At 70.7% G+C, this 24934-nt stretch carries 23 protein-coding genes and 1 pseudogene; 17 read left to right on the top strand and 7 right to left on the bottom strand.

Annotated features, from left to right (window positions below; all coding sequences use genetic code 11):
- Positions 1 to 21 precede the first annotated feature (21 nt).
- Complete coding sequence (locus tag ACZ7L5_RS02865) at positions 22 to 987, bottom strand: AraC family transcriptional regulator (protein WP_471513828.1); 966 nt, start codon at positions 985 to 987, stop codon at positions 22 to 24.
- 80 nt (positions 988 to 1067) lie between these two features.
- On the opposite strand from ACZ7L5_RS02865, the gene ACZ7L5_RS02860 reads away from it, so the two are divergent.
- Positions 1068 to 1919, top strand: coding sequence for an NmrA family NAD(P)-binding protein (locus ACZ7L5_RS02860; protein ID WP_471513826.1), 852 nt, complete (start codon positions 1068 to 1070; stop codon positions 1917 to 1919).
- Positions 1920 to 1948: 29 nt separating this feature from the next.
- On the opposite strand, the gene ACZ7L5_RS02855 is transcribed toward ACZ7L5_RS02860, so the two are convergent.
- On the bottom strand, positions 1949 to 3088 hold the full coding sequence (locus ACZ7L5_RS02855) for a YihY/virulence factor BrkB family protein (protein WP_362387191.1): 1140 nt from the start codon (positions 3086 to 3088) through the stop codon (positions 1949 to 1951).
- 136 nt (positions 3089 to 3224) lie between these two features.
- Between ACZ7L5_RS02855 and ACZ7L5_RS02850 the strand changes: the two genes are divergently transcribed.
- The 15 genes from ACZ7L5_RS02850 (at position 3225) to ACZ7L5_RS02780 (ending at position 18161) form a co-directional block, all read left to right on the top strand.
- The gene (locus ACZ7L5_RS02850; RefSeq protein ID WP_471513823.1) at positions 3225 to 4859 is read left to right on the top strand and encodes an acyl-CoA dehydrogenase family protein; all 1635 of its coding nucleotides are present in this window, start codon (positions 3225 to 3227) and stop codon (positions 4857 to 4859) included.
- A gap of 396 nt (positions 4860 to 5255) precedes the next feature.
- Positions 5256 to 6545, top strand: a complete 1290-nt coding sequence (locus tag ACZ7L5_RS02845) for a GAF domain-containing protein (RefSeq protein ID WP_471514490.1) — start codon at positions 5256 to 5258, stop codon at positions 6543 to 6545.
- Positions 6546 to 6689: 144 nt separating this feature from the next.
- A complete protein-coding gene (locus tag ACZ7L5_RS02840; RefSeq protein ID WP_471513821.1) occupies positions 6690 to 7979 on the top strand; it encodes a hypothetical protein in 1290 nt (429 codons plus the stop codon).
- A gap of 70 nt (positions 7980 to 8049) precedes the next feature.
- Positions 8050 to 8622 carry a GNAT family N-acetyltransferase gene (locus ACZ7L5_RS02835; protein ID WP_471513819.1) on the top strand — a complete coding sequence of 191 codons (573 nt, stop codon included), beginning with the start codon at positions 8050 to 8052 and terminating at the stop codon, positions 8620 to 8622.
- A gap of 126 nt (positions 8623 to 8748) precedes the next feature.
- The gene (locus tag ACZ7L5_RS02830) at positions 8749 to 8832 is read left to right on the top strand and encodes a putative leader peptide (RefSeq protein ID WP_349817346.1); all 84 of its coding nucleotides are present in this window, start codon (positions 8749 to 8751) and stop codon (positions 8830 to 8832) included.
- A gap of 128 nt (positions 8833 to 8960) precedes the next feature.
- Positions 8961 to 10658 (top strand): nitrite/sulfite reductase, encoded by a 1698-nt coding sequence (locus ACZ7L5_RS02825; protein ID WP_471513817.1) that lies wholly within the window; start codon positions 8961 to 8963, stop codon positions 10656 to 10658.
- On the top strand, positions 10655 to 10834 hold the full coding sequence (locus ACZ7L5_RS02820) for a hypothetical protein (RefSeq protein ID WP_314205404.1): 180 nt from the start codon (positions 10655 to 10657) through the stop codon (positions 10832 to 10834). The genes ACZ7L5_RS02825 and ACZ7L5_RS02820 overlap by 4 nt, the downstream gene beginning before the upstream one ends.
- The gene (locus ACZ7L5_RS02815; protein WP_471513815.1) at positions 10831 to 11541 is read left to right on the top strand and encodes a phosphoadenylyl-sulfate reductase; all 711 of its coding nucleotides are present in this window, start codon (positions 10831 to 10833) and stop codon (positions 11539 to 11541) included. The genes ACZ7L5_RS02820 and ACZ7L5_RS02815 overlap by 4 nt, the downstream gene beginning before the upstream one ends.
- 3 nt (positions 11542 to 11544) lie before the next feature.
- Positions 11545 to 12123: an adenylyl-sulfate kinase gene (gene cysC, locus ACZ7L5_RS02810; protein ID WP_471513813.1), complete on the top strand. Its 579-nt coding sequence runs from the start codon at positions 11545 to 11547 to the stop codon at positions 12121 to 12123.
- Entirely contained in the window at positions 12120 to 13067 is a 948-nt protein-coding gene (gene cysD, locus ACZ7L5_RS02805; protein ID WP_383603968.1) for a sulfate adenylyltransferase subunit CysD, read from the top strand. The genes cysC and cysD overlap by 4 nt, the downstream gene beginning before the upstream one ends.
- 2 nt (positions 13068 to 13069) lie before the next feature.
- Positions 13070 to 14404, top strand: coding sequence for a sulfate adenylyltransferase subunit 1 (locus tag ACZ7L5_RS02800; RefSeq protein WP_328878430.1), 1335 nt, complete (start codon positions 13070 to 13072; stop codon positions 14402 to 14404).
- Positions 14405 to 14612: 208 nt separating this feature from the next.
- A complete protein-coding gene (locus ACZ7L5_RS02795; protein WP_471513811.1) occupies positions 14613 to 15713 on the top strand; it encodes an aliphatic sulfonate ABC transporter substrate-binding protein in 1101 nt (366 codons plus the stop codon).
- Between the two features lie 36 nt (positions 15714 to 15749).
- On the top strand, positions 15750 to 16538 hold the full coding sequence (locus tag ACZ7L5_RS02790) for an ABC transporter ATP-binding protein (protein ID WP_363031635.1): 789 nt from the start codon (positions 15750 to 15752) through the stop codon (positions 16536 to 16538).
- On the top strand, positions 16525 to 17415 hold the full coding sequence (locus ACZ7L5_RS02785; RefSeq protein WP_471513809.1) for an ABC transporter permease: 891 nt from the start codon (positions 16525 to 16527) through the stop codon (positions 17413 to 17415). Before ACZ7L5_RS02790 ends, ACZ7L5_RS02785 begins: the two co-directional genes overlap by 14 nt.
- 5 nt (positions 17416 to 17420) lie before the next feature.
- Complete coding sequence (locus ACZ7L5_RS02780; protein WP_363050371.1) at positions 17421 to 18161, top strand: sirohydrochlorin chelatase; 741 nt, start codon at positions 17421 to 17423, stop codon at positions 18159 to 18161.
- 8 nt (positions 18162 to 18169) lie between these two features.
- Here the strand turns inward: ACZ7L5_RS02780 and ACZ7L5_RS02775 are convergent, their stop codons facing one another.
- From ACZ7L5_RS02775 to ACZ7L5_RS02765, 3 genes are read right to left on the bottom strand one after another with little or no spacing between them, the layout of a single operon-like run.
- Entirely contained in the window at positions 18170 to 19213 is a 1044-nt protein-coding gene (locus ACZ7L5_RS02775) for a ketopantoate reductase family protein (RefSeq protein ID WP_471513807.1), read from the bottom strand.
- A 2-nt stretch (positions 19214 to 19215) separates the two neighbouring features.
- Positions 19216 to 19593, bottom strand: coding sequence for a nuclear transport factor 2 family protein (locus ACZ7L5_RS02770; RefSeq protein ID WP_471513805.1), 378 nt, complete (start codon positions 19591 to 19593; stop codon positions 19216 to 19218).
- On the bottom strand, positions 19586 to 20131 hold the full coding sequence (locus tag ACZ7L5_RS02765; RefSeq protein WP_471513803.1) for a DUF1697 domain-containing protein: 546 nt from the start codon (positions 20129 to 20131) through the stop codon (positions 19586 to 19588). The genes ACZ7L5_RS02770 and ACZ7L5_RS02765 overlap by 8 nt, the downstream gene beginning before the upstream one ends.
- A 324-nt stretch (positions 20132 to 20455) precedes the next feature.
- On the opposite strand from ACZ7L5_RS02765, the gene ACZ7L5_RS02760 reads away from it, so the two are divergent.
- Entirely contained in the window at positions 20456 to 22723 is a 2268-nt protein-coding gene (locus ACZ7L5_RS02760; RefSeq protein WP_471513801.1) for an MMPL family transporter, read from the top strand.
- Positions 22724 to 22784: 61 nt separating this feature from the next.
- Here the strand turns inward: ACZ7L5_RS02760 and ACZ7L5_RS02755 are convergent.
- Positions 22785 to 24039, bottom strand: a pseudogene (locus tag ACZ7L5_RS02755) (glycosyltransferase).
- Between the two features lie 7 nt (positions 24040 to 24046).
- Entirely contained in the window at positions 24047 to 24826 is a 780-nt protein-coding gene (erm, locus tag ACZ7L5_RS02750) for an ErmE/ErmH/ErmO/ErmR family 23S rRNA (adenine(2058)-N(6))-methyltransferase (RefSeq protein ID WP_471513799.1), read from the bottom strand.
- Positions 24827 to 24934: the final 108 nt, after the last annotated feature.

Raw genomic sequence — 24934 nt, 5'->3', positions numbered from 1 at the left:
CCCCTCCGGGGGCGCAGCCCGTCAACCCCGATGCTCCTGCGGACTCACCCCGTAGACCCTCTTGAACGCACTGGACAAGGCAAACGCGCTCCCGTACCCGACCCGCCGCGCGATCGCTTCGAGCGTGTCGTCGGTGTCACGCAGCGCATCCGCCGCGAGCGCGAGCCGCCATCCCGTCAGGTACGTCATCGGCGGCTCGCCCACCAGTTCGGTGAAGCGCCGGGCGAGCGCGGCCCGGGACACCCCCGCCTTCATGGCCAGGAGGCCGACCGTCCAGGGGTGCGCGGGGTCGTCCTGGACGAGCCGAAGCACGCGGCCGACCACGGGGTCGGCGAGCGCCGCGTACCAGGCCGGGGCCGCCGCCTCCGGGCGGGAGAACCAGGCCCTGAGCGCGGCGATGACCAGCAGGTCGAGCAGCCGGTCCAGGACGACTTCCTGGCCGGGCTCGTCGCGGACGATCTCCTCCAGGAGATACGGAGTGAGGGGGCAGTCCCACACGTCGGCGGTGAGGGCCAGCAGCGGCGGCAGCGCGTTCAGCAGGCGCCCGCTGACCTCGCCCTGCCACAGATACGTGCCGATCAGCATCACGGCCGAACCGTCGAGCCGGTCGCCCCAGGTGCGCACGCCGAGGTCCATCGAGCCGTTGAGGGAGCGTCCGTCGGGGTAGCTGCATTCGGCGCCCGGCAGGATCAGGGCCTGGGGTGCGGTGCCGGGGTCGTCGGCGCAGATGTAGGGGTCCGGGCCGCGGGCGATGGCAAGGTCGCCGGGGCGCAGCCGGAGCCTCCCCCGATCTTCGGCCGGGGGGACCCCCATCTCGCTTCGCTCGCCCTGGTCCGGGATCACCCAGGCGTCGCCGCGGACCATGACCATGACGGTGAGCGGGGCGCGGTCCTCGACGCGGATGGCCCACGGCGGCTCGAAACACGCGCGGATCATGAAGGCGCCACGCGCGCGTGGGCCCTCCAGAAGGCCGGCGAGAGCGTCCATGGGCTCAGCGTAGACGCCCGCGCATGGGAATGAGCCGTTCAGCGATGGGCTGTCGCGGCGCGCACCCGTTGACTTGAAGCATGACGGAAAACGCAGCCGACAAGGCGAACACGCAGCGGATGACGGTAGTGGTGACCGGTGCCTCGGGTCGTACCGGGAGCCGGGTGGCGGAAGCGGCGCACGGGGCCGGGCTGACGGTACGGGCCGCCTCCCGGGCGCAGGGCTTCGACTGGGAGAACCCGACGACGTGGGCGGAGACCCTGCGCGACGCGGACGCGGCGTACCTGATGTACCCGTCCGACGTCGGCTCCCCGGCGGCGGCCGAGGGTGTCGGCGCGCTCGCGCGGGAGGCGGTGGGGCTCGGCGTACGGCGGCTGGTGCTGCTGTCGGCACGCGGTGAGGACCAGGCGCTGCCGACCGAGGAGGCGCTGAAGTCCTCGGGCGCGGACTGGACGATCGTACGGGCCGCGTGGTTCGCACAGAACTTCAGCGAGGGACCGCTGGTGGAGGGCATGGTGCACGGGGAGCTGGTCTTCCCGGCGGGCGAGGTGAAGGAGCCGTTCATCGACGTGCGCGACATCGCGGACGTGGTGACGGCCGTGCTGACCTCGGGTGACCGCCACGTGGGCCGGACCCTGGAGCTGACCGGGCCGCGGCTGTTGCCGTGGCGGGAGGCGGTCGCGGAGATCTCCGAGGCGACGGGCAGCACGATCACGTACACGCCGGTGCCGACAGCGGCCTACGGAGAGGCCCTGCGGGGCTTCGGTGTGCCGGCCGAGGAGGCGGAGCTCCTGGTCGAGGTCTTCGAGACCCTCATGGACGGCCGCAACGCCCATCCGACGGACGACGTCCGCGAGGTGCTCGGCCGTGCGCCGCGCGACTTCACCGACTTCGTGCGGGAGGCCGCGGCGGCGGGGGCGTGGAAGGCCTGAAGCCCTGCCCTTCGGGCCTTTCGGTCCGGTCAGTCCTCCGGCTTGTGCGGCGGATGGGTGTGAGTGCTCTTCACATGCGTCCGCAGCCGCGACGAGAGGTCCTCCGGTGGCAGGAAGCGGGACCAGCGCTCGGGGAACTCCGACGGCATGTCCGGGTCGTCGGGGTCCTGCTCCCGGTTCGCGGCGTGCCGGGCCACGTACTCGGCGACCTGGGCCTCGCGCATCCGCTCGTTCGCGGCGCGGGCCGCGGCCGTCGCGGCGGCCGGCCAGACCCGGTCGATCGCGGCGTTGACCGCGGCCCCGACGAGCACGGCGAACGCGGACACGCCGATCCACAGCATGACGGCGACGGCGGCGGCCAGCGAGCCGTAGATCGACGCACCCTCGATGGTGCTCGTCAGGTAGATGCGCAGCAGGAAGCTGCCCAGCACCCACATGGCGAGGGCGACCAGCGCGCCGGGCACGTCCTCGATCCAGGGTGAGCGGACCGGCACGGACACGTGGTAGAGCGTCGTCAGGAACGCGATCGACAGGACGATCACGACCGGCCAGTACAGGACCTGCACCAAGGTCTCCGACCACGGCACGATCCGCACCACCGCGTCCGGCCCCGCCACCATCAGCGGCAGCGCCACCGAGCCGATCAGCAGCGCCGCGAGGAACAGCAGGAACGCCACCAGCCGGGTCTTGACGATGCCGCGGACGCCGTCGAGCCCGTACATCACGGTGATCGTGTCTATGAAGACGTTCACCGCGCGCGACCCCGACCACAGGGCGAACAGGAAGCCGACGGAGATCACGTCGGGTCGGCCGCCGTTCATCACGTCGTCCAGGATCGGCTGGGCGATCTGACGCACGCCCTTGTCGGACAGGACCGTGCGGGAGGCCTCCAGGATGTTGGTCTCCAGGCTGGTGATGGTGTCGGTGCCGGTCCAGTCGTCGACGTAACCGAGGAGGCCGATGAGGCTCAGGAGGAGCGGCGGCACGGACAGCAGCGTGAAGAACGCCGCCTCGGCCGCGAGCCCCAGGATGCGGTACTCGATGCAGGAATTGACGGTGTCCTTGAGCAACAGCCAGGCGGTCCTGCGCTTCGACACGTTCCGGTAGAGGGCACGCGCCCGGTGGAGACGGCCGGAGGGCCGCTGGGAGGATTCACTTGCTGGCTGCACGACCTAAAGGTATCCGCCGTACGGGGGCGCACTCATCGCGGCGCCGGGTGCACGCCCTCGCCACCTGCCCGATCGTGCGCGCCGGTGCCGTGTCAGGGTGGATATCACCGTTCTACGGAGGGGTAGGTTCACACCTATGGCAGGCAGCACGCACACCGTGACGAACCAGCCCCCGCCCCTGGTCGGCTACGACGCCTACACCGCCGATCAGGCCCTGAGCTCGGCCGTCGAACGTCATCTGGACCCCGAGCTGCTGGACGAGGTCCGGGGCGAGCTGTCGGGGCTCGGCAAGTCCTGTGGATCGGCGCAGCTGCAGGAGTGGGGGGCGCTGGCCAACGAGCACCCGCCGACGCTGCGCACCCACGACCGCTTCGGCCACCGCGTCGACGAGGTCGACTTCCATCCGTCCTGGCACCGGCTGCTCGGCAAGGGCGTCGCGGCGGGCCTGACCGCGGCCTGGGTGCGGCCGGGCGGGCATGTGCGACGGGCGGCCGCGTTCCTGCTGTGGACGCAGATCGAGGCCGGCAACTGCTGCCCGCTGTCCATGACCCACGCGGCGGTCCCGGCTCTGCGCACCGATCCCGACCTCGCCACCGTGTGGGAACCGCGGCTGACGTCCATGATCTACGACCGTGAGCTGCGGCCGGCCCGGCTCAAGGCCGGGTCCCTGTTCGGGATGGGCATGACGGAGAAGCAGGGCGGCAGCGACGTACGCGCCAACACGACGGCCGCGCGTCCCCTCCCCGACGGCGAGTCGTACGAGCTGACCGGGCACAAGTGGTTCTGCTCGGCACCCATGTCGGACGGGTTTCTCGTGCTGGCGCAGGCGCCGGGCGGCCTCACCTGTCTGCTGGTCCCGCGCGTCCTGGAGGACGGCACGCGCAACGTGTTCCGCATCCAGCGGCTCAAGGACAAGCTGGGCAACCGCTCGAACGCCTCCAGCGAGGTCGAGTTCGACGGGACATGGGCGCGCCGGGTCGGTGATGAGGGGCGCGGGGTGCGCACCATCATCGAGATGGTGGCCGCGACCCGGCTCGACTGTGTGCTGGGCTCGGCGGGGCTGATGCGGCAGGCGGTCGCGCAGGCGATCCACCACTGCACGCACCGCGAGGCGTTCGGCGGGAAGCTCGTCGACAAGCCGCTCATGCGCAACGTCCTGGCCGACCTGGCCGTCGAGTCCGAGGCGGCGACCACCCTCGCCCTGCGCCTCGCGGCCGCTTACGACGACGGCGGCGAGCAGGAGCGGGCGCTGCTGCGGATCGCGGTGCCGACCGCCAAGTACTGGGTGACCAAGCGGTGTACGCCGCTGACGGTCGAGGCGTCCGAGTGTCTTGGCGGCAACGGGTACGTCGAGGAGTCGGGGATGCCCCGGCTGGTGCGCGAGTCGCCGCTGAACTCGATCTGGGAGGGCGCGGGCAACGTCCAGGCGCTGGACGTGCTGCGGGCGTTGCAGCGGGAGCCCGCGGCGTTCAACGCCTATCTCCAGGAGGTCGGCAAGGCGCGCGGCGCCGATCACCGGCTGGACGCGGCGATCAAGGGCCTGCTGACCGAACTGGCCGATCTGGACGGCATCGAGGCCCGCGCCCGCCGCCTGACGGAGCGACTCGCACTGGTCCTGCAGGGCTCCCTGCTGGTCCGCTACGCACCACCGGAGGTCGCCGACGCCTTCTGCGCCTCACGGTTGGGCGGCGACGGCGGCGCGGCCTTCGGAACCCTTCCGCACACCCTGGACCTCGGGTCGATCATGGAGCGAGCGCGGCCGGTGGCCTGAGAGGCTCAGCGATCCGGCCAAGGATGCGGCCGCCGACCTCAGGGGTGCGGGGCCGCATCGATATGCGGCTCCGCCGCGTGGGCGCGACCAGCCCCAACGAACCCGCAGCGCCGACGCACAGAAAGCCGCATCCCTGTCGCGAACACGGCCCAACCGTCGGAGACAGGGGTGGTGCTGCGCCGACACGGCACCACCCCTGCGCTTGGCCCGTTCGAGGCCACGAACGCCGCTCGGGACGGCGTTGCTCAAGTCTCAATCAGGCCAGAGCGGTCCACCAGGGTTGCAAGGGGTTGCAACTTGTTGGCGACTGTGTGCGGAGTGTGTGCCTCCGCCGGTGTGGGGCGGCACTATGAGACACACAGTCAAGGCGTGCACGAGTCGAACCGGGAGGGATCCTTGGCGCTCTCGCCGACGGACGTGACACAGCTGGCCGCCGTGGACTCCGGCCGGGCCGCGCGGGTACTCAGCGAGGTCCGCGCCGCCACGCTCGCCGGACAGCGCGCTCCCGTCGCGCCGCGCCCGGTGATCGAGCAGTCCTGGGACCGCATGCTGCGCAGCGGTGTCGACCCGGACCACGACGCCAGGTCCGGTCTGCTGTCCCGCGAGGAGGTGCAGCGGCGCCGGGAGACCACCGCGCTCAAGCATGTCCTGCCGGTGCTGCGCGAGGGCCTGCTGGCGGTCGCGGACATCGCCCACCACATCATGGTCGTCGCCGACGACGAGGGCCGGGTGCTGTGGCGGGAGGGCAACTCCTCCGTGCTGCGCAAGGCCGACAGCCTCGGGTTCGAACTCGGCGCCGACTGGCGGGAGAGCGTCGTCGGCACGAACGGGGTGGGCACGCCCGCGGTGGTGCGCCGGCCCGTACAGGTCTTCGCCTCCGAGCACTTCCAGCGCTCCCAGACCTCCTGGACCTGCACCGGCGCCCCCCTCACGGATCCGCGGGACGGCCGGCTGATCGGCGTGGTGGACGTCAGCGGGCCGCTGGAGACCATGCATCCGGCCACGCTCGCGTGGGTCGACTCGGTGGCCAAGCTCGCCGAGGCCCGGCTGCGGGAGCTGCATCTGACCTCGCTGGAGCGATTGCGCGCGGTGGCGGCGCCGGTGCTGGCGCGGCTGCCCGGGCGGGCCCTGGTGGTGGACCGGGACGGCTGGACCGCCGCGGTGAGCGGGATGCCGTACGCGAACCGGATCGCGCTGCCCAAGTCCCTGGCGCCGGGCCGACGGTGGCTGCCGCCGCTCGGCCTGTGCTCGGTGGAGCCGCTGGCAGGGGGCTGGCTGCTGCGGGACTCCGACGAGCCGGTGCCGCCCGGGGCGACGCGGATCGCGCTGGACCTGACACAGCCGCGCCGCTGGTCGGTGACGGTGTCCGGCAGCGCGGGCTCCTGGAGCCACGAACTGAGCCCCCGGCACGCCGAGTTGCTCTATCTGCTGGCCGTGCACCGGACCGGCCGCAGCGCGGCGGGGCTGGCGGAGGACGTGTTCGGCGACCCGGGCCGTACGGTGACGGTGCGTGCCGAGATGTCGCGGGTACGGCGCTATCTCGGGGGCTTTCTGGAGCACCGGCCGTACCGCTTCCGCGAGGACGCGGAAGTCGAGGTGCTGCTGCCGGACGAGCCGCGCGATCTGCTGCCGTATTCGACGGCTCCGGCGGTGGTGCGGGGGCGGATCTCGGCCGATCTGCCCTGACTGGCGTGTGTCTTCCGCATATTTACGGGGTCTTAGTCCGCAAGCGTGCCCAACTGCCGTAGCATCCCTGTACGGGCCGCCCCACCTGCTCCTTTGGTCAACGCACGGACCAATGGCCGCAGTTGGCCCGCCTCGGGAGGTTTGATGAAGCACCGCGGCAGACACCGTCGACGCAAGCAGGGCCGTGCCGCGCGCGCGTTCCTCGCCGGCACCGCCCTCGCCCTCACCGCAGCCGCCACGATGATCAGCGCCTCGCAGGCCACGGTCGGTGACAACCCCGGGGCGCTGGAGCCTCTCACCAGGGCCGCCGACACCCGCGCGCTCCGCCTCCAGGAGCAGCCGGTGTCGCAGGCCACCCTCGACGAACTCGCCGCCGGGATGGGCAAGCCGGTCGGTGTCCGTGCCGTTCTGGAAACCGCCGACCGCAGCCTGCGCCGCGCGGACGGCTGTACGGCCACCCAGCGCACCGCGCTGCCGGTCGCGCCGACGGCCACGCGCACGTACTGCTGGGACGCCGCCGACACCCGGGCCTGGCGGGCGGGGGCGGTCACCACCTCCGGGGACGCCGACGACGACGGCTGGTGGAACGACAACAGGGTGCTGCTCTCCGGCTGGAGCCAGGGCAGCGCCGACCGGGGTCTCGCCCGGGTCGCCTTCGTCGACGCGAACGACCTGGCCCGCCTGAGGTACGCGTCGGCCCTCCTCGTCGTCCCGGTGGACGGTGGCCGCGACTACCGCGCCCTGAGCTCCCGCCTCTCCGGGATGGTCTGGTACCAGGACAAGCTGCTGGTCACGGCCTCCGACGGGCTGTACGTGTACGACATGAACCGCGTCCAGCGCACCACGGTCGACAGCGCCGCGGTGGGTCGCGTGGACGAGGGCTGGTCGGCCCACGGCTACCGCTTCGTCCTGCCGGCCGTCGGCTCGTACCGTCTGACCGGCGGGAGCGCCGCCCCGCGCCTCGGCGGCATCTCCCTGGACCGCAGTACGGCACCCGACAGCCTGGTCGCGAGCGAGTGGACCGCCGCCGACAGCGACCGGCCCGCCCGCCTGTGGCGCTACGACTTCAGCAAGGACCCGGCCCGCCCCGGCCTGCCGGCCGTCGACGCCACCGGAGCCGTGCGCACGGTCGAGGCGTACGAGACGGAGGCCTCCGGCATCGCGGGGGTCCTCTCGCACCGGGCGACCGGCGCGGATCACTCCGCCTGGTATCTGGGCCGCGCCCCGGCCCCCACGGACCGCCACGGCAGTCTCTGGCGCCAGGACACCGAGGGGGCGGAGGCAACGCGCTGCGGCTCGGAGAGCGCCCCCCGCTGCTGGGGCACCGAGGCCGGTCCCCTGTCCTACTGGGAGGCAACCGGCGAGGTCTGGTCCCAGTCGGGCCGGACGCTGTTCGCGATGCCGCTGGAGTCGATCGACGAGGCACTGGGGTAGTCGCCCGGCACCGGTGGCCCGGGTGGACGCCGATCGACAGACCGTCCACCCGGATGATTCCCTGGCCGTCATGACCAACATCCCCGTGACCACCTGGTCCCTGGAGCAGAACTCCCCCGCCGACCTCCTCCCGGCCGCCGCCCCGGACGGAGATGTGCGGATCGTGCGGGCCGAGGTGCCCTCCCCCGAGTTCAGCCGGTTTCTGTACGCGTCCGTGGGCGGGGACATCCGGTGGATCGACCGGCTCGGCTGGACGTACGCGCAGTGGCGGGAGCATCTGGAGCGTCCGGGTGTCGAGACATGGGTCGCCTACGACCGTGGGACGCCGGCGGGGTACGTGGAGCTGGAAGCACAGGACGACGGGGTCGTGGAGATCGTCTACTTCGGCCTGATTCCGGCCTTCCGCGGGCGGCGCATCGGCGGGCATCTGCTGGCGTACGGCGCAGCCCGCGCCTGGGACCTGGCGGAACGCCGGCCGGAGCTGGACCGGACGAAGCGGGTATGGCTGCATACCTGCAGCAAGGACGGGGAGCACGCCATGGACAACTACCTGCGTCGCGGCTTCACGCTCTTCGACACGAAGGTCGAGGAGGAGACCGAGGCGGCCACGCCCGGACCGTGGCCCGGGGCGTACCCTGGCTGAGCTGGGCAGAAACGGCCGATACGGGCCATGTGACCGACGACACCCTTGTCTCACTCTACGGGACAAGGGTGTCCGCATGTCGGACGAAGCTGGACTGTGTCCAGATCGCCATGCCACGCTTCCGTCATGTCTGGAACTGGAATTGCCTTGGTGAGTCGGCGGCACGTCGACCTCGGCCGCATGTCCAGCGCCATCTGTCCGGTGCGCTGACAACCTCGCAGCACCCGACATCTCCCTCTTTCTGCTTCATTCCCGCGCAACGCCGCGCACGTATGCCCATGCGCCCGTACGCGCAGGTCAGAGCCGCATTCCCGCCTGTCCCGAAGGACGTAACCACCATGGCCGCCACCCCGCAGAAGCCTGCCGCCGCGACTCCCCGCCGCAAGGTGAGCCGTCACCGCGGTGAGGGCCAGTGGGCCGCGGGACACTTCACCCCGCTCAACGGCAACGAACAGTTCAAGAAGGACGACGACGGTCTCAATGTGCGGACACGCATTGAGACGATCTACTCGAAGCGCGGCTTCGACTCGATCGACCCCAACGACCTGCGCGGACGTATGCGCTGGTGGGGTCTGTACACCCAGCGCAAGCCCGGGATCGACGGCGGCAAGACCGCGATCCTGGAGCCGGAGGAGCTGGACGACAAGTACTTCATGCTGCGCGTCCGGATCGACGGCGGCCGTCTCACCACGCAGCAGCTGCGAGTGATCGGCGAGATCTCGGAGGAGTTCGCGCGCGGCAGCGCGGACATCACCGACCGGCAGAACATCCAGCTGCACTGGATCCGCATCGAGGACGTGCCGGAGATCTGGGACCGGCTGGAGGCCGTCGGTCTGTCCACCACCGAGGCCTGCGGTGACTGCCCGCGCGTCGTCATCGGCTCGCCGGTCGCCGGAATCGCCGAGGACGAGATCATCGACGGCAGCTGGGCGATCGACGAGATCCACGACCGCTACATCGGCAGCAAGGAATTCTCCAACCTGCCCCGCAAGTTCAAGACGGCGATCTCCGGTTCCCCGCTCCTCGACGTCGTCCACGAGATCAACGACGTGGCGTTCGTCGGTGTCGAGCACCCCGAGCACGGCCCCGGCTTCGACCTGTGGGTCGGCGGCGGTCTGTCCACCAACCCGAAGATCGGCGTCCGGCTCGGCGCCTGGGTGCCGCTGGAGGAGGTGCCTGCCGCCTGGGCGGGCGTGGTCGGCATCTTCCGGGACTACGGCTACCGACGCCTGCGTACGCGCGCCCGTCTGAAGTTCCTCGTCGCCGACTGGGGCCCGGAGAAGTTCCGCCAGATCCTGGAGGACGAGTACCTCGAGCGCAAGCTCGTCGACGGCCCCGCGCCGGCCGAGCCCACCGAGCGCTGGCGTGACCACGTCGGTGTGCACCGGCAGAAGGACGGCCGTTTCTACGTCGGTTTCGCGCCGCGCGTCGGCCGCGTCGACGGTGCCACGCTGACGAAGATCGCCGAGGTGGCGGAGGCGCACGGCTCGGGCCGGGTGCGGACCACCGTCGAGCAGAAGATGATCGTCCTCGACGTCGAGGAGGCGCAGGTCGAGCCGCTGGTCGAGGCCCTGGAGGCGCTGGACCTGACGGCCAGGCCGTCCGCCTTCCGGCGCGGCACCATGGCCTGCACCGGCATCGAGTACTGCAAGCTCGCGATCGTCGAGACCAAGGCGCGCGGCGCCGCGCTGATCGACGAGCTGGAGCGCCGGATCCCGGACTTCGACGAGCCGATCACCATCAACCTCAACGGCTGCCCGAACGCCTGCGCCCGTATCCAGGTCGCGGACATCGGTCTCAAGGGGCAGCTGGTCCTGAACGACGAGGGCGAGCAGGTCGAGGGCTACCAGGTGCACCTGGGCGGCGCGCTCGGTCTGCAGGCCGGGTTCGGGCGCAAGGTGCGTGGTCTGAAGGTCACGTCCGACGAACTGCCCGACTACGTCGAGCGTGTCCTCAAGCGCTTCCAGGACGAGCGCGAGGACGGCGAGCGCTTCGCCGCCTGGGTCACCCGCGCGTCCGAGGAGGCCCTGTCATGAGCGAGCGGGCCGCCCCCTTCTACTGCCCCTACTGCGGCGACGAGGACCTGCGGCCGAGCGAGCAGGGCCACGGCGCATGGGAATGCGCGGCGTGCAACCGCGCATTCCAGTTGAAGTTCCTCGGGCTGCTCGCCCGGGGCCTTCAGCACAACGACGCAGGGGGAGAGGAGATATGACCGCGATTCAGGAAGAGCGCACGACAGAGGATCTCAAGGCGCTCGCCGAGCAGGCGGGCCGTGATCTGGAGGACGCCTCCGCGCTGGAGATCCTCCAGTGGGCGGCCGACACCTTCGGCAAGCGCTTCTGCGTGACCTCGTCGATGGAGGACGCGGTGGTCGCCCACCTCGCCTCCCGCGCGATGCCCGGCGTCGATGTCGTGTTCCTGGACACCGGCTATCACTTCGAGGAGACCATCGGCACCCGCGACGCGGTCGAGGCCGTGATGGACGTCAACGTCATCACGCTCACCCCACGTCAGACGGTCGCCGAGCAGGACGCGCACTACGGGCCCAAGCTGCACGACCGCGACCCCGACCTGTGCTGCAAGATGCGCAAGGTCGAGCCGCTGGAGCGGGGCCTGAAGGACTATGTGGCCTGGGCGACCGGGCTGCGCCGCGACGAGTCGCCGACCCGGGCGAACACCCCGGTCGTGGGCTGGGACGAGAAGCGCCGGAAGGTGAAGATCTCCCCGATCGCCCGCTGGACCCAGGACGACGTGGACGCGTATGTCACCGAACACGGTGTCCTGACCAACCCGCTGCTGATGGACGGCTACGCCTCTGTCGGATGCGCCCCCTGCACCCGCCGGGTCCTCGACGGCGAGGACGCGCGCGCCGGCCGCTGGGCGGGCCGCGCCAAGACCGAGTGCGGGCTGCACGGCTGACCCATGACTGAGCTTTCTACGTTTCCTGCGAGTGGGGAGAACCACGTGACGAGCGGAGCCACCGTCTGGCTCACGGGTCTGCCGAGCGCCGGCAAGACCACCATCGCCTACGAACTGGCCGGCCGGCTCCGCACGGAGGGCCACCGCGTCGAGGTGCTCGACGGCGACGAGATCCGCGAGTTCATCTCGGCGGGCCTCGGCTTCAGCCGCGAGGACCGGCACACCAACGTGCAGCGCATCGGCTTCCTGGCCGAACTGCTCGCCCGTAACGGCGTGACGGCGCTCGTCCCCGTGATCGCGCCCTACGCCGACAGCCGCGAGGCCGTGCGCAAGCGTCACCAGGAGGGTGGGACGGCGTACCTCGAGGTGCACGTGGCCACGCCGGTCGACGTGTGCTCCGTACGCGATGTGAAGGGTCTGTACGCCAAGCAGGCCGCGGGCGAGCTGACGGGCCTGACCGGGGTCGACGACCCGTACGAGGCACCCGAGTCGCCCGATCTGCGCATCGAGTCCCAGAACCAGACCGTCCAGGAATCCGCGGGCGCGGTCCACGCGCTGCTCACCGAGAGGGGACTGGCATGACGACGACCGTTGCCACGGTCAAGGGAGGCGAGGACGGTACGGACTCCCCGTACGCCCTCTCGCACCTGGACGCGCTGGAGTCCGAGGCGGTTCACATCTTCCGTGAGGTGGCGGGTGAGTTCGAGCGGCCGGTGATCCTGTTCTCCGGTGGCAAGGACTCCATCGTCATGCTGCATCTGGCGCTGAAGGCGTTCGCTCCCGCGGCGGTCCCGTTCACGCTGCTGCATGTGGACACCGGGCACAACTTCCCCGAGGTCATCGAGTACCGCGACCGCACGGTCGAGAAGCACAACCTGCGGCTGCACGTCGCGTCGGTGCAGGACTACATCGACCGGGGAGTCCTCAAGGAGCGGCCGGACGGCACCCGCAACCCGCTGCAGACGGTGCCGTTGACGGAGAAGATCCAGAGCGAGCGGTTCGACGCGGTCTTCGGCGGCGGGCGTAGGGACGAGGAGAAGGCACGGGCCAAGGAGCGCGTCTTCTCGCTGCGGGACGAGTTCTCGCAGTGGGACCCGCGCCGCCAGCGGCCCGAGCTGTGGAACCTCTACAACGGCCGTCACGCTCCCGGCGAGCACGTGCGCGTGTTCCCGCTCTCCAACTGGACCGAGCTGGACGTGTGGCAGTACATCGCCCGCGAGGGCATCGAGCTGCCGGACATCTACTTCGCGCACGAGCGTGACGTGTTCGCCCGCAACGGCATGTGGCTGACCGCCGGCGAATGGGGCGGGCCGAAGGACGGCGAGACCGTCGAGAAGCGGCTCATCCGCTACCGCACCGTCGGCGACATGTCCTGCACGGGCGCCGTGGATTCGGACGCGGTGACCTTGGAGCAGGTCATCACCGAGATCGCCGCGTCCCGGCTCACCGAGCGCGGCGCCACCCGCGCCGACGACAAGATGTCCGAGGCCGCGATGGAAGACCGTAAGCGCGAGGGGTACTTCTAAGCATGAGCACGATCACGACCGAGGAGCTCTCGGCCACCACTCTGCTGCGGTTCGCGACGGCCGGTTCCGTCGACGACGGCAAGTCGACGCTGGTCGGACGCCTGCTGCACGACTCCAAGTCGGTGCTGACCGACCAGTTGGAGGCCGTGGAGCACGCCTCCCGCAACCGCGGCCAGGACGCCCCCGACCTCGCACTGCTCACCGACGGTCTGCGGGCCGAGCGGGAACAGGGCATCACCATCGACGTGGCCTACCGCTACTTCGCCACCCCCCGGCGCCGGTTCATCCTCGCCGACACCCCCGGCCACGTGCAGTACACCCGCAACATGGTCACCGGCGCCTCCACCGCCGAGCTGACGGTGATCCTGGTCGACGCCCGTAACGGGGTGGTCGAGCAGACCCGCCGGCACGCCGCGATCGCCGCACTGCTGCGGGTGCCGCACGTCGTGCTCGCGGTGAACAAGATGGACCTGGTCGACTACCAGGAGTCGGTGTTCGCCGCGATCGCCGAGGAGTTCACGGCCTACGCGCTGGAGTTGGGTGTTCCGGAGATCACCGCGATCCCGATCTCGGCGCTGGCCGGCGACAACGTGGTGGACCCGTCCGCGAACATGGACTGGTACGGCGGCCCGACGTTCCTGGAGCACCTGGAGACGGTGCCGGTCAGCCACGACCTGAGCCACTGCCACGCGCGGCTGCCCGTGCAGTACGTGATCCGTCCGCAGAGCGCCGAGCACCCCGACTACCGCGGCTACGCCGGGCAGATCGCCGCCGGTTCGTTCCGGGTCGGGGAGTCGGTGACGGTACTGCCGTCGGGCCGTACGTCGAAGATCTCCGGGATCGACCTGCTCGGCGAGCCGGTCGACATCGCCTGGACCACCCAGTCGGTGACCCTCCTGCTGGAGGACGACATCGACATCTCACGCGGTGACCTGATCGTCCCGGCCAAGGACGCGCCCGCGACCACGCAGGACATCGAGGCCACCGTCTGCCACGTGGCCGACGCCGCGCTGACCGTCGGCCACCGGGTGCTCCTCAAGCACGGCACCCGCACGGTCAAGGCGATCGTGAAGGACATCCCGTCCCGGCTCACCCTCGACGACCTGTCCCTGCACCCGCACCCCGGACAACTCGTCGCCAACGACATCGGCCGCGTGAAGATCCGTACCGCCGAGCCGCTGCCGGTCGACTCCTACGCCGACTCCCGCCGCACCGGTTCCTTCATCCTGATCGACCCCAACGACGGCACGACGCTGACCGCGGGCATGGTCGGCGAGTCGTTCGCCTCGCCGGAGCCGGTCAAGGACGAGGCCGACGACGACGGGTGGGACTTCTGACATGAGGCCCCTCGACTACTTCTCCACGTTCGCGAAGGAGGGCGGCCGCGTCGGCAGCGGCGCCCTCGGGAGCGGGCAGGGCGGAGTGTCGCGATGTGTGCGCTGACCTGCGTGCACCGTATGCGCGCCGCTCCGGACGAACCTGCCGACCCCCCGGCCACGACCTGATACGGGCGTGAGCGCCGGGCCACCGAGAGGAACACCTCCCGTGCCTGCCACCCCCGCCCTGCGACGGACCCTCGCCGTCCTGGCCGCGCTGCCGTTGCTGGCCCTCGCGGCCTGCGGCTACGGCTCGCAGGCCAAGGAGAACACCGAGCAGGCGATTGCGGGGGCGCCGAAGGTCGAGGGCCTGGACTCGGTGAAGATCGGCTACTTCGGGAACCTCACCCATGCCACCGCGCTGGTCGGCCGGCACCAGGACATGTTCCAGAAGGAGCTCGGCGGTACGACGGCGGAGTACGCCACGTTCAACGCCGGGCCCTCGGAGATCGAGGCGCTGAACTCCGGCTCCATCGACATCGGCTGGATCGGCCCGTCGCCCGCGATCAACGGCTACATCAAGTCGGGCGGGAAGAACTTGCGGGTCATCTCCGGCTCGGCCTCCGGCGGGGTGAAGCTCGTGGTCGACCCGGAGAAGGTCAAGTCCCTGAAGGACGTGAAGGGCAAGAAGATCGCGACGCCGCAGCTGGGCAACACGCAGGACGTCGCGTTCCTCAACTGGATCTCCGAGCAGGGCTGGAAGGTCGACGCGGAGAGCGGCCAGGGTGACGTCTCCGTCGTCCGCACCGACAACAAGATCACGCCGGACGCCTACAAGTCCGGCTCGATCGACGGTGCGTGGGTGCCGGAGCCGACCGCGTCCAAGCTGGTCGCCGAGGGCGGCAAGGTACTCCTGGACGAGGCCGACCTGTGGCCGGACAAGAAGTTCGTGATCACGAACGTGATCGTGTCGCAGAGCTTCCTGAAGGAGCACCCGAAGGCCGTGGAGGCCGTCCTGCGTGCCTCGGTGAAGACGAACAAGTGGATCGACGCGAACCCGGAGCGGGCGAAGGCCGCGGCGAACGCGCAACTGAAGGCCGACACCGGCAAGCCGCTGCCCGCCAACGTGCTCGACCCGGCATGGCAGTCCATCCAGGTCACCGACGACCCGCTCGCCGCGACCCTGAACACCGAGGCCGAGCACGCGGTCAAGGCAGGGCTGCTGCAGAAGCCGGACCTGACCGGCATCTACGACCTGGCCCCACTGAACAAGGTCCTCAAGGCCGAGGGCGAGCCCGAAGTCGACGACGCCGACCTCGGCAGCAAGTAACCACCGCACCCGATGAGTTCACAGGAGGTGACGACCATGGCAACCGCCCTCGCCAAGGCCGCCGACACGGTTACGTCCGTGGAGCACGCCGCGCGTATCGAGCATGTCTCGAAGTCCTTCGCCGGCCCCGCCGGGCAGCAACTCGTCCTCGACGACATCACCCTCGATGTCGCCCCTGGCGAGTTCGTCACCCTCCTCGGCGCCTCCGGCTGCGGCAAGTCGACACTGCTCAACCTCGTCGCCGGACTCGACAAGCCCAGCGCCGGCGGCATCACCACCGACGGCCGCCCGGCACTGATGTTCCAGGAACACGCCCTGTTCCCGTGGCTGACCGCCGGCAAGAACATCGAACTCGCCCTCAAACTCCGGGGCGTCGCCAAGAACGAGCGGCGTGAGCGCGCCGAGGAACTCCTCGAACTGGTCCGGTTGAAGGGCGCGTACGGCAAGCGGGTGCACGAGCTGTCCGGCGGCATGCGCCAGCGCGTCGCCCTGGCCCGCGCGCTCGCCCAGGACAGCAACCTGCTGCTGATGGACGAGCCGTTCGCCGCACTCGACGCCATCACCCGTGACGTCCTGCACGACGAGCTCACCCGCATCTGGCGCGAGACGGGCGTGTCCGTCCTGTTCGTCACGCACAACGTGCGCGAGGCGGTCCGCCTGGCCCAGCGCGTGGTGCTGCTGTCCTCACGCCCCGGCCGGGTCGCCCGGGAGTGGACGGTCGACATCCCGCACCCGCGCCGCATCGAGGACACCGCGGTCGCCGAGCTGTCCGTCGAGATCACCGAAGAACTGCGTGGGGAGATCCGCCGTCATGGCCAGCACTGAGACGACCGTCAAGGACGGCAACGATCTCGCCGGACTCGAAGCCGGCCTGGACGCCCTGGAAACCGTCCACACCGGCCGCACACCCTTCCGGAAGACCCTGACGCAGAAGGTCCTGCCGCCCATCGCCGCCATCGCCCTGGTGCTGGTGGTCTGGCAACTGCTGATCTCCACCGGCGTCGCGGACGACCCGACCAAGCTGCCCTCACCGTCCGACGTGTGGGGCGAGCTGCGTGAGGCGTGGCTTCAGGGCACCCTCCACGAGTACATCTGGACGTCCGTCTCGCGCGGCCTGCTCGGCTTCCTGCTCGCCCTCGCGATCGGCACCCCGCTGGGGCTGCTGGTGGCGCGGGTGCGGTTCGTGCGGGCGGCGATCGGGCCGATCCTGTCCGGTCTGCAGTCCCTCCCCTCGGTCGCGTGGGTACCGCCGGCGGTGATCTGGCTGGGCCTGAACGACAAGATGATGTTCGCGGTGATCCTGCTCGGCGCGGTCCCCTCCATCGCCAACGGCCTCGTCTCCGGCGTCGACCAGGTGCCGCCGCTGTTCCTGCGAGCGGGCCGCACGATGGGCGCGACCGGGCTCAAGGGCACCTGGCACATCGTGATGCCGGCCGCGCTGCCCGGCTACCTGGCCGGCCTGAAGCAGGGCTGGGCCTTCTCCTGGCGCTCACTCATGGCCGCGGAGATCATCGCCTCCTCCCCCGACCTCGGTGTGGGGCTGGGTCAGCTGCTGGAGAACGGCCGCAACACCAGCTCCATGTCCACGGTCTTCTTCGCCATCCTCCTCATCCTGATCGTCGGCATCGCCATCGACCTGCTCATCTTCAGCCCACTGGAGCGGTCGGTCCTGCGCAGCCGCGGTCTGCTGCCAAGGAGCTGACGCCTGTGTTCACGAAGCCGGTTCTTCTCGTCATCGCCCACGGCAGCCGCGACCCGCGGCACGCCGCGACGGTGCATGCCCTGGTACGGCGGGTGCGCTCGCTGCGCCCGGACGTACGGGTGGAGACCGGCTTCCTGGACTTCAACATCCCGTCCGTGCAGGGCGTGCTGGAGTCGCTGGCGGCGGAGGGTGTCCGGGATGTCGTGGCCCTGCCCCTGCTGTTGACGCGCGCGTTCCACGCGAAGGCCGACATCCCCGCGGTGCTGCGGGACGCGCCGCCCCAGCTGCGCATCCGCCAAGCGGAGGTGCTGGGGCCGTCGCCTCTGCTCATGGCGGCGCTGGAACGGCGTCTGTACGAGGCGGGTCTGACGCCCGCCGACAAGTCCTCGACCGGGGTCGTGCTGGCCTCGGCGGGGTCCACCGACCCGGAGGCGATCGCAGTGATCGCAGAAATCGCGCGGGAGTGGCGGCACACCGGTTGGTGCGCCGTGCGGCCTGCGTTCGCCTCCGCATCTCTTCCCCGCACCGAGGACGCGGTACGCGAGCTGCGGGAACTCGGCTGCGAGCGGGTGGCCGTGGCGCCGTACGTCCTGGCCCCCGGCTTCCTCCCCGACCGCATCGCGCGGGGCGCGGCCGACGCGGACGTCCTGGCGGACGTGCTCGGCGCGGCGCCCGAGGTGGCGCGGGTGCTGCTGGAGCGGTACGACGCGGCGCGGGTGCCGGTGCTCGCGGCCGTGGGCGCCTGAGCCGGCCCTCAGCCGAAGAGTCCGCCCGCGTCCTCACCCGATATCTGCACCGCCGCCTCCTCGGCAAGCCGCACCAGTTCCCCCACCGGCATCGCCCCAGGCGCCCGTCGCTCGCGCGCGAACGCGTTGGCGAGGCGTTGGAGGAGGTCGTTCAGCGGGGTCGGTACGCCGTGCAGGCGGCCCAGCAGGGCGATCTCGCCGTTGAGATAGTCGGCCTCGATGGTGCCGGTGCCCCGGGTCAGGGACTGCCAGGACGAGCCGCCGCCGCGCGGGGCGCCGTCGAGGGGGACGAGGGTGACCTTGTCGCCCCGTACGGCGCGTTGCTCCTCGGCGCTCGCGTACGGGATCCCCGCGGCGTCGAGCACGGCCGTGCCCTCGGCCCACACCCGCCGGAACAGCGCCGCGGCCTCCTCGCTGTCGACGGGGCCGGTGACCGCCTCCAGGGCGTTGCCGAGGTTGGACAGCAGCTTGGCGTACTGCCAGCGCGCCACGTCCGCGACGACCGGTGCCTCGAAGTGCGACTTCTCCAGATCGGCGGCGAGGCGACGGGCGGTCTCGTCGGTGCCGTGCGGGTGGCGGCCGAGGTGCAGGATGCCGGTGAGGGGGCTGCCGGCCGCTGAGACGACGCCGGGTTCGACGTATGTCGAGGGCAGCCAGACGCAGACGCCGTACACCCGCCGGAACACCCGCAGGGCGAGGCGCTGGCTCTCGACGCCGTTCTGCGCGCAGATCAGGGGCAGCCGCTCGGCGGCCGTCTTGCCTCCCGCGACCGGTACGGGTCCCCACGTCTGCAGCGCGGCCGCGCTGTCCTGTGTCTTCACGGCGAGGACGAGGACGTCGTCGGGGCGGAGCTCCCCGAGCTCGGACGGGCCGTCGACGACCGGCAGCCGATGGGTCAGCTCGCCCTCGGGCACCCTGAGGCGCAGGCCGCGGTCGCGTAGGGCCTCGAAGTGGGCACCCCGGGCGACCAGCACGACCTCGTGGCCCGCCCCCGCGAGCCGTCCGCCCATGACGCCGCCGACGGCTCCTGCCCCGATGATGACGTAGCGCACGGTCACTCCTCCTCGGGGCTGAACGGCGTGCCCTGGTGGAAGTACATCTGCCAGCCGTCGGCCGTTCGCCGCCACAGTGAACTGCGGTGTGCGTGGACGCCGTTGCACTCCGTGTCGAAGGTGAGATGGACGATGTCGGGGGCGAGCCGGACGCCCTGGATCTCGGAGGTGACGGCATACCGGGCTGCTGCCGGATCGGTGTCGGCGGGCAGGCGGGCCATGGTCGACGCCCGGTCCCAGCGCCGCCCCGACGATCCGAACTCGTGGAAGTCGGGGTGCAGCAGGGACCCGAGCAGCCTGTGCGAGCGTCGGACCGCGGGGTCCAGCAGCCTCAGCTCGCCCTCGACGGCGGCCCGTACGGCGGGATCGTGTTCAGTCACCGGTCATCTCCACAAGTTTTACGACCGTGTTCCAGTTGCGGCTGGTGGCGATCAAACCCTTGCTGAGCCGGGGCCGCGACAGAATTTCGGCGAGCTTGGAGCGGCCCAGGCCGTTCGGGGCGTACAGGTACACCGCGCGGTCGCCGATGCGGAACTCCTCCGGGAGGTAGGCGGCCTGGTCGATCTCCGCGAATCGCTCGGCGTCGACCGGGGCGGAGCAGTAGGTGACGTGGAGCTGCTTGCCTTCCAACTCGGCTGCGGGGAACGGGCAGTTGTCCGCGATCGCCCGGAGGTAGGCGTGGTCGCGCACGATCACGTCCACGGGGAAGCCGAAGTGCTTCTCGATCGCCGACGCGAGTTCCACGCCCAGGGACTCCTCGTCGCCGTGGTCGGTGGCGAAGACCGCCTGACCGCTCTGGAGGTAGGTGCGTACGCCGTCGTAACCGAGGCCGGTCATCAGGGTGCGCAGGTCGGCCATCGGGACTTTTCTGCTGCCGCCCACGTTGATTCCGCGCAGCAGCGCCGCATACGTCGTCATCCGGCCACCTTAGGACGACCGGGTGCGCCGGGGCCGCCTTCGTGCCCCGTGGGGGTGGGCACGACGGCGGCCCGGACCCGTAAGTTACTTACCGGTCAGCATCGAGCACAAGCTTTTCGGCCCTGATCGTCATCCCCGACACCGCCGGATAGATGTAAGGGACGCCCATCCTCCCCAGTGGGGAGGACCCACGGGCCAAGGGGATGAGTTCTGGCCTCTGCCTTTCACCGAGCAGCACGACGAGATGGCTTTATCCGGCCCATACCTTCGAAACGAAAGGAGGCGGCAGGGGGCCGCCACCGCAATCAAGGGGGCAAGCCCGTCATGGGGAACGGAGACACACGTGTGCGGGGCCTCGCCGCCCGCGCCGGCGGCTGGAGCGCCCGCCATCGATGGGCTGCCGTCGGCGTCTGGGTGCTGTTCGTCGTGCTGGCGATGGGCCTCGGTTCGGCGGCCGGCCGGGTCGACGTCAAGGACAGCGACCAGCTGAAGGGCGAGACGCACACCGCCGCCAAGATCATCGAGGACGCCGGGATCGAGGAGCCGGCCAGTGAGACCGTCCTGATCCAGGCGAAGGACGGGTCGCTCCAGGCGACCGACAGCGAGTTCCGGACCGCCGTCACCGCGGTCGTCAAGGCGGTCGAGGGCACCGGCAAGGTCACGGACGTGACCTCGCCGTACGACACGCAGACGATCTCGAAGGACGGGCGCAGCGCGCTGGTGCAGTTCGACATCCGCGGCGACTCGGACACCGCGGGTGAGCGTGTGGAGCCGGTGCTGAAGGCGGTCGAGGACGTCCAGAAGGACCATGAGTCGCTGCGGATCGAGGAGATCGGCGGCGCCAGCATGATGAAGACGTTCGACGACGCGTTCGGGGACGACTTCCAGAAGGCCGAGTACTCCGCGGTGCCGGTGGCCCTCGGCATTCTGCTCATCGCCTTCGGCGCGCTGGTGGCGGCCCTGCTGCCGGTGCTGCTGGCGGTCACCGCGATCATGGCGACGATGGGCCTGATGGGCATCGTCAGCCATGTGATGCCGATGAGCGACACCGCGAACTCGGTGATGCTGCTGGTCGGTCTGGCCGTCGGCGTCGACTACTGCCTGTTCTATCTGCGCCGTGAGCGCGAGGAGCGCGAGGCCGGCCGGGACGCGCAGACGGCCCTGAGGGTCGCCGCCGCGACCAGCGGCCGCGCGATCATCGTCTCGGGCGTCACGGTGTGCGTGGCGATGGCCGGCATGCTGTTCACCGGCCTCGCCGAGTTCGAGGCGATGGGCCTGGCCTCGCTGATGGTCGTCGCGGTCGCCATGGTCGGTTCGGTGACGGTGCTTCCGGCGCTGCTGTCGCTGCTGGGTGAGCGGGTCGAGAAGGGCAAGATCCCCTTCCTGCACCCGCAGAGCAAGCTCCGCCGCAACCGTGGGCAGGGCAACCGCGAGAGCCGGTTCTGGACGGCCGTACTCAAGGGCGTTCTTGCCCGGCCGGTGATCTCGGTCGTCGTCGCGGCCGGCGCGCTGCTCGCCATCGCGGCGCCGGCGGTCGGCATGAAGACGCAGAACCTCACGCTGGACCAGGAGTTCGGCGACTCGCTGCCGATCGTGCAGACGTACAACCGGGTCAACGAGGCCTTCCCGGGCGGTTCCGAGCCGGCCGAGGTGGTCGTCAAGGCGGGCGACATCAACGCTCCCGAGGTGAAGTCCGCGCTGGCCGACTTCCGTGAGCGGGCGATCAGTTCGGGTGCCTCGCGCGGCCCGGTGGAGATCAAGCTGCACGACGATCAGAACGTCGCCTTCGTGTACGTCCCGCTGGTCGGCGGCTCCGACCTCGACAAGGCGGGCACGAGCCTGGACAAGCTGCGCGACGACGTGCGGCCGGCCACGCTCGGCAAGGTCGACGGCGTCGAGGCGCCGATCACCGGGCAGGTCGCCGGTTCGAAGGACTTCAACGACCAGCTGGCCGGAGCGGTCATCCCGGTCTTCGCGTTCGTCGTGGTCTTCGCCTTCGGGCTGATGCTGCTGTCCTTCCGCTCGCTGACGATCGCGATCACCTCGATCGTGCTGAACCTGCTGTCGGTGGGCGCGGCGTACGGCATCCTCGTCGCCGTCTTCCAGCACGGCTGGGGCGCGTCGCTGGTGGGTGCGGAGGGCGTCGGCGCCATCATCACCTGGCTGCCGCTGTTCCTCTTCGTGATCCTTTTCGGCCTGTCGATGGACTACCACGTGTTCGTGGTCTCGCGGATCCGCGAGGCGCGGCTGCGCGGCCGTACGACGAAGGACGCGATCCAGCACGGCGTGGTCACCACGGCCGGTGTCGTCACCAGCGCCGCGGTCATCATGGTCGCCGTGTTCGCGATCTTCGGCACGCTGTCGATGCAGTCCATGAAGCAGATGGGCGTCGGCCTCGCGGCGGCGGTCCTCATCGACGCGACGATCATCCGGGGCGTCCTGCTCCCGGCGGTCATGGCACTTCTCGGCGAGCGCAACTGGTACTTCCCGAAGTGGCTGAACCGCCTGCCGGACCTCACGCACGACGAGGCGCCAGAGGCCGTGACGCGAAGTGCGGCTCGGGACGACGAGGGCGAGCGGGTGCCTGTCTGATCCGCCTGACGTGCGAGTGGGGCCCGTCGACTCCGGGGGGAGTCGACGGGCCTTGCGTTTGTCAGCCGTTCTCGCGGGTCTCTTGTGCGGCGGCCAGCTCCGCCTCGATCAGGTCCGCGGCCTGCTTGGTGCCGCCCTCCCCCGCCATCTGCGCCTGGACGTCCTTCAGACGCCGGGCGACCTCGGGGTCGTCGACGAGGGACAGGGCGGTCTCGCGCAGGGCCTCGGCCGTGGCCTCCTCCGTGGCGATGTGCCGGGCGACGCCCAGCGCCTGGAGCATGTCCGCGTTGCCGAACTGGTCCACTGCCTGCGGTACCGCGATCATCGGGGTGGCGGTGGCCAGGCCCTCCTGGCTGCCGCCGGCGCCGGCGTGGGTGACGAACAGGTCGGCCTGCTTGAGGATCGCCAACTGCGGCACCCAGGATCGCACTTCGACGTTCGGCGGTACGTCGCCGAGGTCGGCCGGGTCGACGTGCCTGCCGACCTGGAGCACCAGGTGCCAGCCCGGCAGTTCGCCGAAGGCCTTCACGCACTCGCGGTAGAACGCGGGCTGCTTGGTGAAGGACGACCCGAGGGAGACGAGTACGACCTTCTCGCCGCCGTCGGGCCGCTGCCAGTCGCCCTCGGCCGCCCGGTCGCCCTGGCAGGCGCCGACGAAGGTGTACGTCGTCTCGTCGACGCGGTCGGCGTTGGGCTGCAAGGCCCGCGGGATGAGGACGAGCGAGCGGTCGGGCCGGCCGGCGAACGGATCCGGGTGCTGGGTGATGCCGTTCTCCTCCAGCCATGTGTGGAAGCGGCGGTAGTAGGCCTGCCCGCGCTCGGTCTGCTTCGGCTCCGCCCACATCGGCTCGGCGACCTCCTCCTCGTAGCCTTCCCAGGCGACGAGGTTCGGCGAGAGCGAGATCGCGGGCACGCCCCATCGATGGGCGAGGACGCGTGCCGGGTACGAGGTGATGTCGTGCAGGACGAGGTCCGGCTCGTCTCCCTGATATGCCTCGATCAGCTGCGGAAGGGCCTGGATCGCGTCGGCGAGGAACGGCTCGACGTTGTCCAGGAGGGTGGAGCCCCAGGCCTCCGGGTCTGCGTCCGGCCCGGGCAGCGTGGAGTTCCAGAGCTTGGGCTCGGCGCCCGTCCCGGCCACCTTCTCGGCGAAGGCCGGCGGAATCGCGTACGTGACCCGGTGCCCGCGTGCCACCAGCTCGCGGATCACTTCGAGGCTGGGGTTCACGTGGCCGTGGGCGGCGATGGAGAACATGGCGATGTGAGCGGGACTGGTCATGGCACCGAAGATATGCGAGACGATACGTCTCGTGCAACTCTGTTTCACGGGGCCAGCACCTCGTGCAGCCTCAGCCACTCCCCCGGCGGCACCCCGCCGACGAGCACGGTCGCCTCGATGCCCGCCCTGCGGAACGCCGCGTCGACCCGTCGCCTCGGGTGCGCCCGGCGCAGCGAGGCGTGCAGCGAGCCGCCGACCCCGGAAAAGCCCAGCTCCACCAGTCGCCGCCAGCTCTCGTACGCCCCGGCGTCGAGCAGCGGCGTGCGGCGCCGCTCGATGCGGACGATCCCGGCGTCCACGCCGGGCACGGGACGGAAGCTGCGCCGCCCGACCCGCCCCAGCAGACGCCACTCGTAGCGGGGCCAGCTCAGGACCGTCAGCAGGGTCCAGCTGCCGTAGTCACCCGTGCGTTTGCGGGCGTACTCGAGCTGGGTGAGGAGTGTGGCGTCGGTGAGGGCGGGTGCCCGCAGGCACCAGTCGACGATGGCGGCGGTGCGGGAGAAGGGCACGTTTCCGGCGACGGAGAACGGTGTGCGCGGTGGTCGCGCGGTGAGGAAGTCCTCGCCGACGACGCGGACTTGGGGTGTGTCCGAGAAGCGCGAGCGCAGTGCGGGGACGAGCCGGGGGTCGATCTCGTACGCGAGGAGGCGCCGGCAGCGCGGGGCGAGCTGCTCGGTCAACGCACCCTTTCCGGCGCCGACTTCGAGCAGCAGGGGTGCCTCACGTCCGTGCGGTACGGCGAGCCGGGCGAGCTGTCCGGCGGCGGCGCGGTCGGCGAGGAAGTTCTGGGAGAGCGCGCGGGATACGCGGGTGGGGCGGGCCATGGCCTGCGGTCCTTGTCTTCCGTGGGGAGGGAAAAGGGCAGACGAAGGCCCTGACCGGAAGACAGGAGGAAGAGAGCGGGAGAGCAGTCAGCGGGACGCAGAAAACGC

The organism is Streptomyces sp. NPDC107528 (assembly GCF_055639295.1).
This window is presented reverse-complemented; position numbering and strand designations above follow the sequence as displayed.